Source organism: Enterobacter cloacae complex sp. 394I7 (assembly GCF_057320345.1).
This window is the reverse complement of the sequence record NZ_JBXWCR010000003.1, coordinates 147022-158861: the sequence shown is the minus strand read 5'-3', so window position 1 is coordinate 158861 and position 11840 is coordinate 147022. Positions and strand designations below refer to the sequence as shown.

7 protein-coding genes are annotated in these 11840 nt (G+C 55.8%); 1 reads left to right on the top strand and 6 read right to left on the bottom strand.

Annotated features, from left to right (window positions below):
* Window positions 1-13: 13 nt before the first annotated feature.
* Complete coding sequence (lptD, locus tag AC2FAP_RS14140) at window positions 14-2365, bottom strand: LPS assembly protein LptD (RefSeq protein ID WP_079231415.1); 2352 nt, start codon at window positions 2363-2365, stop codon at window positions 14-16.
* A gap of 239 nt (window positions 2366-2604) precedes the next feature.
* On the opposite strand from lptD, the gene djlA reads away from it, so the two are divergent.
* The gene (djlA, locus tag AC2FAP_RS14135; protein ID WP_014168599.1) at window positions 2605-3420 is read left to right on the top strand and encodes a co-chaperone DjlA; all 816 of its coding nucleotides are present in this window, start codon (window positions 2605-2607) and stop codon (window positions 3418-3420) included.
* 29 nt (window positions 3421-3449) lie between these two features.
* Here djlA and rluA read toward each other — a convergent pair whose 3' ends face one another.
* From rluA to araA, 5 genes are all read right to left on the bottom strand, one after another.
* Complete coding sequence (rluA, locus tag AC2FAP_RS14130; protein ID WP_014168600.1) at window positions 3450-4109, bottom strand: bifunctional tRNA pseudouridine(32) synthase/23S rRNA pseudouridine(746) synthase RluA; 660 nt, start codon at window positions 4107-4109, stop codon at window positions 3450-3452.
* A 12-nt stretch (window positions 4110-4121) separates the two neighbouring features.
* Window positions 4122-7028 carry an RNA polymerase-associated protein RapA gene (rapA, locus tag AC2FAP_RS14125; protein WP_020882562.1) on the bottom strand — a complete coding sequence of 969 codons (2907 nt, stop codon included), beginning with the start codon at window positions 7026-7028 and terminating at the stop codon, window positions 4122-4124.
* 128 nt (window positions 7029-7156) lie between these two features.
* Window positions 7157-9514, bottom strand: coding sequence for a DNA polymerase II (gene polB / locus AC2FAP_RS14120; protein ID WP_410384494.1), 2358 nt, complete (start codon window positions 9512-9514; stop codon window positions 7157-7159).
* A 74-nt stretch (window positions 9515-9588) separates the two neighbouring features.
* Window positions 9589-10284: an L-ribulose-5-phosphate 4-epimerase gene (gene araD, locus AC2FAP_RS14115; RefSeq protein ID WP_025205439.1), complete on the bottom strand. Its 696-nt coding sequence runs from the start codon at window positions 10282-10284 to the stop codon at window positions 9589-9591.
* A 52-nt stretch (window positions 10285-10336) separates the two neighbouring features.
* On the bottom strand, window positions 10337-11839 hold the full coding sequence (gene araA / locus AC2FAP_RS14110; RefSeq protein WP_014168604.1) for an L-arabinose isomerase: 1503 nt from the start codon (window positions 11837-11839) through the stop codon (window positions 10337-10339).
* Window position 11840: the final 1 nt, after the last annotated feature.

Below are 11840 nucleotides of genomic sequence, written 5' to 3'. Positions count from 1 at the left end.
CAAATTAAGCACATTACAAGGAACTGCGGTACGGCAGAATGTTCGAGCGCAGCATCTGCTGCGTGCCCAGGCCGTAGTTGGAGCTCAGGCCGCGCAGTTCGACATTAAAGCCAATCACGTTATCGTATTTGCCCTGTTCATTCTTGGTATCCCAGCCGTTAAGCTTACGTTCGTAACCGACACGCAGCGCGTAGCAGCAGGAGTTATATTGCAGACCAACCATCTGGTCAGCAGGTTTACTGGTGTTGGTGTCAAAGTAGTAAGCACCGACGATTGACCAGCGATCGGCGATTGGCCAACTCGCTGCGCCACCCACCTGCGAGATGCCGTCTTTGTACTGATCCGTATTCGCATAGTTTGGCAACGTGGCCTGAATATATTCCGGGCTGGCGTAACGATAGGTCAACTGCAGCATACGGTCTTCATCACGACGATATTCAATCGCCGCACTGCTTGTCGCAACGTTGTTGAGACGCGTATCGTACTGCACACCCCCGCGTAAACCCCAGCGATCGGTCATACGCCAGTAGGTATCACCCGCCCACACCAGAGAACCCGTTTTGTCGTCTTTCTCCCAGTTAATGTTGTCATCACCGGTCCGGGACTCGGTGAAATAGTAGATTTGACCAACAGAAACGTTAAAACGTTCAACGGCGGCATCATCATAAACGCGTGTTGTGACGCCGGTCGTTAACTGGTTTGCTGACGCAATACGGTCGAGGCCACCGTAGGTACGGTCGCGGAACAGACCGCTGTAGTCAGACTGCAGGAATGAGGAGTCATAGTTCTGAATGTTGCTCTGATCGCGATACGGGACGTACAGATACTGCATACGTGGCTCAAGCGTCTGGGTATAACCCTCCGCCAGAAGACCCATATCGCGTTCGAAGATCAGTTTTCCGTCCATTTTGAACTGCGGCAGGACGCGGTTCACGGATTCTTCGAGATCGGTGCCGTAACGGTTGTTATACCAGTCAAGATTCTTCTGCTGGTAATGGGTGGCCATCAGTTTGGCCTCGGTATTCAGGCTCGACCAGTCATTTGACACCGGCAAATTGATGGTTGGTTCGAGGTGAACACGCGTGGATTCCGGCATATCCGAGTTCGTGTTAACGAAGTGCACGGCCTGGGCGTACACGTGGGTGTCAAACGGACCAACATCGTTCTGGTACCAGTTAACGTCCAACTGCGGTTCTGCACCGTAAGTACTTGTGCTCTGGCTGCTAAAGACCTGGAACTGCTTGGTAGAGACCGTAGCGTCGAAGTTCTGAATAGCGTATCCCACGCTGAATTTCTGCGTGGCGTAGCCATCGGTACTGGACCCGTATTTGGAGTCAAAGTCGTTGAAATAGTAAGGGTCGCTGACTTTGGTGTAGTCGACGTTAAACCGCCAGACCTGGTCCATCACCCCGGCATGTTTCCAGTAGAACAACCAGCGGTGTTTATCACCTTCTGTTGGATGCTCATCCTGGAAGACTTTATCCGACGGCAGATAATCCAGTTCCATCAGGCCAGTACCCGCCTGCGTCAGGTAGCGGAACTCGTTTTCCCACATAACGTTGCCGCGCTTATGGATATAGTGCGGCGTGATCGTGGCGTCCATGTTGGGCGCGATGTTCCAGTAATACGGCAGATAGAACTCAAAGTAGTTCGTGGTGCTGTATTTGGCATTCGGGATCAGGAAACCTGAGCGGCGTTTGTCACCCACAGGAAGCTGCAGATAAGGGCTGTAGAAAACAGGTACCGGACCGAGCTTAAAGCGGGCGTTCCAGATCTCGGCAACCTGCTCTTCACGGTCATGGATGACTTCACTTCCGACCACGCTCCAGGTATTAGACCCGGGCAGACAGGACGTGAAGGAGCCGTTTTCGAGAATCGTATAGCGGTTTTCGCCGCGCTGTTTCATCAGGTCTGCATCACCGCGCCCCTGGCGACCTACCATCTGGTAATCACCTTCCCAGACGTTAGTGTCTTTGGTATTCAGGTTTGACCAGGCTTTCGGACCTTTCAGGATGACCTGATTGTCGTCATAGTGCACATTACCCAGCGCATCCACCGTTCGTACCGGCTCGGCCGCACCTTCCGGCTGCTTCTGGTGTAATTGCACTTCATCTGCCTGCAGACGGCTGTTGCCCTGGTTAATATCCACATTGCCAGTAAATGTCGCATTGTCAGGATATGTGCCTTTAGAGCTATCGGCAGTAATGGTTACCGGCAAGCTATTCGTATCGCCCTTTACCAGTGGACGATTATAACTTGGGACGCCAAGCATACACTGCGAGGCGAGATCGGCCGCCAGTCCCTGTTGGCTGTACAGGGCGGTGCCAATCATTGTGGCCAGGAGGGTGGGGATACGTTTTTTCATACGTTGTATTTTATTGTTCCGTCATCAGTGGCTACGGCTTACAAACGCTCAGAGACTATCTTACTCATCAGCGCAGTACCAGCGTTAATCCTGCCCGTTTGCGCGCCAGAGTGTTAGGCTCGCTATCGAATGACGAGTATGATAAAGCAAATTATAGGCGATGTCCTTCAATTGACCGTGGCTTGAACACTGTGATGATGACGTTGCGTCGGCCAGGAACATGACTAACCGGGGAGTATATGCAGTATTGGGGTAAAATAATCGGCGTTGCGTTCGCCATCATCATGGGTGCCGGGTTCTGGGGGATCGTACTGGGGCTTATTATCGGCCATATGTTTGATAAGGCTCGCAGCCGCAAAATGGCCTGGTTTGCCAATCAGCGTGAGCGTCAGTCCCTCTTTTTCTCCACCACGTTTGAGGTGATGGGGCACTTAACCAAATCAAAAGGGCGTGTGACGGAAGCCGATATTCAGATAGCCAGCGTCTTTATGGACCGCATGAATCTGCATGGTGACTCCCGTCTCGCGGCACAAAATGCGTTTCGCATCGGCAAAGCGGATAACTATCCGCTGCGCGATAAAATGCGTCAGTTCCGCAGCATCTGCTTCGGCCGTTTTGATTTAATTCGGATGTTTCTGGAGATCCAAATCCAGGCGGCGTTTGCCGATGGTTCACTTCATCCGAATGAACGCGATGTTTTATACGTTATTGCGGAAGAACTGGGCATCTCCCGTATGCAGTTCGACCAGTTCCTGCGTATGATGCAGGGCGGTGCGCAGTTTGGCGGCGGCTATCACCAGCAGTCCTCTGGCGGTGCCTGGCAGCAGGCGCAGCGGGGTCCGACGCTGGAGGATGCCTGTAACGTGCTGGGGGTGAAGCCATCGGACGATGTGACCACTATCAAGCGTGCCTATCGTAAGCTGATGAGTGAGCACCACCCGGACAAACTGGTCGCGAAAGGTTTACCGCCGGAGATGATGGAGATGGCGAAGCAAAAAGCGCAGGAAATTCAGAAAGCGTACGAGTTGATTAAAGAGAAGAAAAGTTTCAAATAAAAAAGGCCCGACACTGTCGGGCCTTTTTTTCAGAAGTCGACCGGGGCTTTAAACGTCATTGCATTGCCAAAAACCGGATGGGTGATGGTGAGCGTCTGCGCATGCAGCTGCAGGCGTGGCGCCAGTGCCAGTGCATCGGGCGGCGCGTAAAATCTGTCCCCCAGAATCGGGTGCCCCAGCGCAAGCATATGGACGCGCAGCTGGTGCGAGCGCCCGGTAATCGGTTTAAGCAGCACGCGCGCAGTGTTATCTGGCGCGTACTCCAGCACTTCATACTCGGTTTGCGCTGCTTTGCCGGTTTCGTAACAGACCTTTTGTTTTGGTCGGTTCGGCCAGTCGCAGATCAGCGGTAAATCCACCAGCCCTTCCGCCGGCTGAGGATGCCCCCAGACACGTGCGACATACTGCTTTTTCGGCTCGCGATCGCGGAACTGGCGTTTCAGCTCGCGTTCCGCCGCTTTATTCAGCGCCACTACAATCACACCGCTGGTGGCCATGTCCAGACGATGGACGGACTCCGCCTGAGGATAATCGCGCTGAATACGCGTCATCACACTGTCTTTGTGCTCATCCAGACGCCCTGGCACGGACAACAAGCCGCTGGGCTTGTTGACCACCATAATGTGCTCATCCTGATAAAGCACCACCAGCCAGGGATCCTGAGGTGGATTGTAAGGCTCCATCACCATCTTGCGCTCCGTTTACTGATGCGTCACAACGATAAGACGCAGGGCATCCAGACGCCAGCCTGCCTGATTAAGGCTTTCCAGCACCTGCTGACGGTTGCTCTCGATCGCTGCCAGCTCGTCATCGCGGATGTTTGGGTTTACCGCTTTCAACGCTTCCAGACGGGAGAGTTCCGCGGATAGTTTGTCGTCGGCTTCTTGACGTGCGGCATCAATCAGCGCCCGGGCCGCTTTTTCGATCTGCGTTTCACCCAGCTGCAGAATAGCGTGTACATCCTGCTGTACCGCGTTGACCAGCTTACTGCCGGTATGGCGGTTCACGGCGCTCAACTGGCGGTTAAAGCTCTCGAATTCAACCTGAGCGGCGAGGTTCGTGCCGTTTTTGTCCAGCAGTAGACGCACAGGCGTTGACGGCAGGAAGCGGTTGAGCTGCAGCTGTTTCGGCGCCTGCGCTTCGACAACGTAAATCAGTTCCAGCAACAGGGTACCCACTGGCAGCGCTTTGTTTTTCAACAACGAGATGGTGCTGCTGCCGGTATCGCCTGAGAGGATCAAATCCAGACCGTTGCGGATCAACGGATGCTCCCAGGTAATGAACTGCGCATCTTCGCGCGACAGCGCCACATCACGTTCAAAGGTGATGGTGCATCCATCTTCCGGCAGGCCAGGGAAATCCGGGACCAGCATATGGTCGGACGGGGTCAGGACAATCAAATTCTCGCCACGATCGTCCTGGTTTATGCCAACGATGTCGAACAGGTTCATGGAGAAGCTGATCAGGCTGGTGTCATCATCCTGCTCTTCAATGCTTTCAGCGAGCGCCTGGGCTTTTTCACCGCCGTTGGAGTGGATCTCCAGCAGGCGGTCACGGCCCTGTTCCAGCTGAGATTTCAGCGCTTCATGCTTATCACGGCAGGCTTTGATCAGTTCATCAAACCCGTCGGTGTTCTCTGGCGCGGCCAGATAGCCGATCAGATCGGCGTGCACCTGATCGTAAATCGGGCGGCCGGTCGGACAGGTATGCTCAAACGCATCCAGACCTTCGTGGAACCAACGCACCAGTACGGACTGGGCGGTTTTTTCCAGATAAGGAACGTGGATCTGAATATCATGCGCCTGGCCAATACGATCCAGACGGCCGATACGCTGTTCCAGCAGATCCGGGTTGAACGGCAAATCGAACATCACCAGGTTGCTGGCAAACTGGAAGTTACGGCCTTCAGACCCGATTTCAGAGCACAGCAGAACCTGGGCACCGCTGTCCTCTTCTGCAAACCATGCCGCGGCACGGTCACGCTCGACGATGGACATCCCTTCGTGGAACACGGCGGCGCGAATACCTTCGCGTTCGCGCAGGACCTGCTCCAGCTGCAGTGCGGTGGCTGCTTTGGCGCAGATCACCAGCACTTTCTGAGAACGGTGCGCGGTCAAATAGCCCATCAGCCACTCAACACGCGGGTCGAAGTTCCACCAGGTGCCGGTATCGCCTTCAAATTCCTGGTAAATCTGTTCCGGGTAGAGCATGTCGCGTGCACGCTCTTCTGCAGTTTTGCGCGCGCCCATAATGCCGGAAACTTTAATGGCCGTCTGGTACTGCGTCGGCAGTGGCAATTTGATGGTATGCAGTTCGCGTTTCGGGAAACCTTTCACCCCGTTACGGGTGTTACGGAACAGGACGCGGCTGGTGCCGTGGCGATCCATCAGCATATCGATCAGTTCTTTACGCGCGGAATCCGCGTTGTCACTGTCGCTGTTGGCCGCCTGCAGCAGAGGCTCAATATCCTGCTCGCCAATCAGATCGCTCAGGGTGTTGAGCTCGTCATTCGAGAGATGTTTACCCGCCAGCAGCAGGGCAACGGCATCGGCGACCGGACGGTAGTTATTTTGCTCTTCAACGAACTGCTCAAAGTCATGGAAGCGGTTTGGATCGAGCAGGCGCAAACGGGCGAAGTGGCTCTCAAGACCTAACTGCTCCGGCGTTGCGGTCAGCAGCAGGACGCCTGGCACGCGCTCGGCAAGCTGTTCGATAGCCATGTATTCCCGGCTTGGTGCATCTTCGCTCCAGACCAGATGGTGCGCTTCATCGACCACCATCACGTCCCATTCGGCGTCGCACAGATGCTCAAGACGCTGCTTGCTGCGGCGTACGAAATCCAGAGAGCAGATCACCAGCTGTTCCGTTTCAAACGGGTTGTCCGCATCGTGCTGGGCTTCTGCATAGCGCTCGTCATCAAACAGAGCGAAACGCAGGTTAAAGCGGCGCAGCATCTCGACCAGCCATTGGTGCTGCAGGGTTTCGGGTACCACAATCAGCACGCGCTCGGCTGCGCCGGAAAGCAGCTGTTGATGCAGGATCATGCCCGCTTCAATGGTTTTCCCCAGGCCCACTTCATCTGCCAGCAGAACGCGAGGTGCGTGACGGCGGCCCACGTCATGGGCGATGTTCAGCTGGTGGGGAATAAGGCTGGTACGCTGACCGCGCAGGCCGCTCCACGGCATACGGTACTGTTCACTCTGGAACTTGCGCGCACGATAGCGCAGGGAGAAGCGATCCATACGGTCGATTTGCCCGGCAAACAGGCGATCCTGCGGCTTACTGAATACCAGTTTACTGTCGAGCAGCACCTCACGCAGGATGACATTGGCCTCGTCGGTGTCCAGGCGAGTCCCGATGTAGGCGAGCAGTCCATTCTCTTCTTTTACGTCTTCGACCTTTAGCTGCCAGCCGTCGTGGCTGGTCACGGTGTCACCCGGGTTGAACATCACGCGGGTCACAGGGGAATCATTGCGGGCGTACAGGCGGTTTTCACCGGTAGCAGGGAAAAGGAGGGTAACCATTCGTGCATCCACGGCAACCACGGTTCCTAATCCAAGTTCGCTTTCTGTATCGCTGATCCAGCGTTGACCAAGTGTAAAAGGCATATTTGTTCGGCTCTAATCGTAAATTGCAGGCAATAGTTCAACCACCGTCAAAAAAGACAGTCATTGAAAAATGGGTCCGGGAATGGAAAGGGCGCTATGGTACTGGATGGCAGCCATTTCGTCACGTGTCAAAATAGGCCAAGTTGCCCTGTCACTAGTGTAGCAAAGTCGTCGTCGATGAAGGGCAAAATTCCGTCCGCGACCGGCTGAAGCTGACGCGTAAGATAGTGCTCGTAATCCAGAGGCGAGTGCTGGTAATCCACGGGTTCCGGGCCGTTGGTGGTCCAGAGGTATTTGATGGTTCCCCGGTTCTGATACTGCGGGGCACGCCCCCGGCGCACGTTCTCCTCATCAGCCAGACGCGCCGCGCGGACGTGCGGCGGAACGTTGCGCTGGTATTCCGCCAGCGGGCGGCGCAGGCGCTTGCGGTACACCAGCTGGGCGTCGAGTTCACCGGCCATCAGGCTGGCAATTGTTTCACGCACGTAGTCCTGATAAGGCTCGTTGCGAAAGATACGCAGATAAAGCGTTTGCTGAAACTGCTGTGCCAGCGGCGTCCAGTCGGTGCGTACGGTTTCCAGCCCTTTAAAGACCATTCGCTGCTTGTCACCTTCCTGAATAAGACCGGCGTAGCGCTTCTTACTGCCCTGGTCGGTACCGCGAATGGTGGGCATTAAAAAGCGGCTGAAATGGGTTTCAAACTCCAGTTCTAACGCGCTGCTTAACCGCTCTTTTTGCAAACTTTCCTGCCACCAGGCGTTCACAAAAGTCACCAGTGATTTGCCGATTCGCGCTGCATCCTCTTCTGAATGCGCGCCCTTAAGCCAGACAAAGGTGGAATCCGTATCGCCATAAATAACGTCATAACCCTGGGATTCAATCAACGCTTTGGTCTGGCGCATGATGTCGTGCCCGCGCATGGTGATAGATGACGCCAGTCGTGGGTCGAAGAAGCGGCAGGCGCTGGTCCCCAGAACCCCGTAAAACGCGTTCATGATAATTTTCAGCGCCTGAGAAAGGGGCTTGTTGCCATGACGCTTAGCCTCGTCGCGACCGTGCCAGATGTTTCCCACGATTTCCGGCAGACAGTGCTTTTCCCGTGAGAAGCGGGCCCCGAGAAAACCTTCTGTGCTGTGCAAATCGTCAGGCTGCGCCATCCCTTCCACCAGCCCGACGGGATCGATCAGGAAGGTGCGAATAATGGACGGATAGAGGCTTTTGTAGTCCAGCACCAGCACGGAGTCATACAACCCGGGCCGGGAATCCATCACGTAACCGCCCGGGCTTGCCTGCGGCGGCACGTCACCGAGGTTGGGGGCGACATAGCCCGCCCGGTGCATACGCGGGAAATAGAGGTGGCTAAAGGCGGCCACGGAGCCACCGTGCCGGTCAGCGGCGAGGCCGTTCACCGTCGCGCGCTCGAGCAGGAAGGGCATGATCTCCGTTTTGTGGAAAATCTGCGTCACCAGTTCACAATCTTTCAGGTTGTAGGTGGCGAGCGCCGGTTTGTCTTCGTTAAAGCGCCGGTCGATTTCATCCATTCTGTCCCACGGATTGTCGATGGATTTCCCTTCGCCGAGCAGCTCCTGCGCTACCGCTTCCAGAGAGAAAGAGGAAAAATTCCAGAAGGCAGATTTGAGCGCCTCAATGCCGTCGATAATCAGGCGGCCATTGGCCTGCGCGAAAAACACACCGTTTTTAAAACCGTGCTCGCGCCATTCCAGCTCGCTGTTTCCGCGCCCCAGCATCAGGGGGATGCGGTAACGTTCAGCATGTTTTTGCAGCACGCGCAGATCGAACTGCACCACGTTCCAGCCGATCAACACATCGGGATCGCGATCGGCAAACCACTGGTTAAGCTTTTCCAGAAGCTGTGGCCGGCTGTTGACATACTCCAGCCGGAAATCCAGCGCGGACGCCTTGCCATTCGGGGGGCCAAGCATATAAACAACCCGATCCCCGCAGCCTTCCAGGCCGATACAGTACAGCTCACCGTGGCGAGTGGTTTCGATATCCAGCGAGACCCATTTCAACGGCGGCCGGTAGGTAGGGTTGGGTTTGAGACGGGCGTTAATAAGGCTGCCGTTTTGCGCGGTGCCGTCGACCCAGACGGGGGCGGTAATAAACCGCTCCATCAAAAAACGTTCTGGCGGGCGGATATCGGCTTCATACAGCGTCACGCCAGCGTCGCGCAGCAGTTTTTCATAACGCATCAGCTGGCGATGGCCGCGGCAGTAAAGGCCATGTACGGGCTGACGGTGGAAATCTCTCAGTTCAAGCGGCGTCAGGCGCCAGCCATTTTCACCGCGCAGCAGTTGCTTTACTTTCTCAACATGATCGTTCGGGATAAAAGCCACGGACTCCTGCGGCGGCAGGGTCACGTGCAGCGGGCCGTTGTCCGTCGCCAGCCAGAATGCCACCTCGGTGCCCTGAGGAGTATCCCGCCAGTGTCGGGTAAGTAAAAAACCTTCTTGCGCCTGCGCCACGCCGCTATCCCATAAAACAAAACCAGGCTTGATTATAGCCTGGTTGAATATTTTATGCTGGGTATATATACAGTTTACTGCCCGTAATAGGCTTTTGCGCCATGTTTACGCAGGTAGTGTTTATCCAGCAGGGTTGGCTGCATATCCGGAAGCTGCGGTGCCAGCTGGCGGCAGAAGATGCCCATATACGCGACCTCTTCCAGCACAATCGCGTTATGTACCGCATCTTCGGCGTTTTTGCCCCAGGCAAAAGGTCCATGGGAGTGCACCAGCACGCCGGGCATTTGCGCAGCGTCGATACCCTGTTTTTCAAACGTTTCGACGATAACGTTGCCGGTTTCCCACTCATACTCGCCGTTGATCTCTTCATCAGTCATCAAACGGGTGCAGGGAATGGTGCCGTAAAAGTAGTCTGCGTGCGTGGTTCCGGTCGCCGGAATGGACTGGCCGGCCTGCGCCCAGATGGTCGCATGACGCGAATGGGTATGCACAATACCGCCAATGGTCGGGAAGGCCTGGTAGAGCAGGCGATGCGTTGGCGTGTCGGAGGAGGGTTTTTTCTTTCCTTCCACCACTTCGCCCGTGGCGATGCTGACGACAACCATATCATCCGCGGTCATTACCGTGTAATCCACCCCTGACGGCTTTATCACGAAGACGCCGTGCTCGCGGTCAACGGCGCTGACGTTGCCCCAGGTCAGCGTCACCAGATTGTGTTTGGGCAGCGCCAGGTTGGCTTCAAGTACCTGACGTTTGAGATCTTCTAACATGCAATCCTCCAGGAAAAGAGGCCCGCCCTGCGGCAGGCCAAAGGTTCCCCTGTTAACGTTTTGAACCGTAATAGACTTCGTTCCAGCGCAGCGCGTCTTTGAACGCGGGCAGGCGGGTATCGTTATCAATGACGGTCAGTTCGATGTCGTGCAGTTCGGCGAACTGACGCATGTCGTTCAGATCCAGCGCATGGCTGAAGACGGTGTGGTGCGCGCCACCGGCCAGGATCCAGGCTTCCGAGGCGGTTGGCAGGTCAGGCTGCGCTTTCCACAGGGCGTTGGCGACCGGCAGTTTTGGCAGAGAATGCGGGGTTTCAACCGCATCCACACAGTTCACCAGCAGGCGGAAACGGTCGCCCAGGTCAATCAGGCTGGCGTTGATGGCAGGACCGGTACGGGTGTTGAAGATCAGACGTGCCGGGTCGGCTTTTCCGCCAATGCCAAGGTACTGCACGTCGAGGATCGGTTTCTCTTCAACGGCAATGGAAGGACACACTTCCAGCATATGCGAGCCCAGTACCAGGTCGTTGCCGTTTTCGAAGTGGTAGGTGTAGTCCTCCATAAAGGAGGTGCCGCCCTGCAGACCGGTTGACATCACTTTCATAATGCGAAGCAGAGCGGCAGTTTTCCAGTCGCCTTCGCCGGCAAAGCCGTAGCCCTGCTGCATCAGACGTTGTACCGCCAGGCCGGGCAGTTGTTTCAGACCGTGGAGGTCTTCAAAGGTGGTGGTAAAAGCATGGAAGCCACCCTGTTCCAGGAAGCGTTTCATGCCCAGTTCGATACGTGCTGCATCCAGCACGTTCTGGCGTTTGTCACCGTGAATTTGTGCCGCAGGGGTCAGACGGTAGCTGCTTTCGTATTCGTCGACCAGCGCGCTTACGTCGCCATCGCTGATTTCATTCACCACCTGCACCAGGTCGCCCACGGCCCAGGTATTCACCGAGAAACCAAATTTAATTTGTGCGGCAACTTTATCGCCGTCGGTGACCGCCACTTCACGCATGTTGTCGCCGAAGCGCACCACTTTCAGGTGGCGAGTATCTTGTCGGGACACCGCCTGGCGCATCCAGGAGCCGATACGTTTTTGCGCATGCTGATCCTGCCAGTGGCCGGTGACGACCGCATGCTGCTGGCGCATACGTGCGCCGATAAAGCCGAACTCGCGGCCGCCGTGCGCGGTCTGGTTCAGGTTCATAAAGTCCATATCAATGCTGTCCCACGGCAGGGACGCGTTGAACTGGGTATGGAACTGCATCAGTGGTTTATTGAGGATGGCCAGACCGTTGATCCACATTTTGGCCGGCGAGAAGGTGTGCAGCCACACCACCATGCCAGCGCATTTATCGTCGTAGTTCGCGTCGCGGCAGATGTTCGTGATCTCATCCGGGGTCGTGCCGAGCGGTTTGAGCACCAGTTTGCACGGCAGTTTAGCCTCTGCATTGAGCGCGTTGACCACGTGCTCAGCATGTTTCGTCACCTGTTGCAGCGCTTCCGGCCCGTACAGATGTTGGCTGCCAATGACAAACCACACTTCATAATTATTAAAAATGGTCATT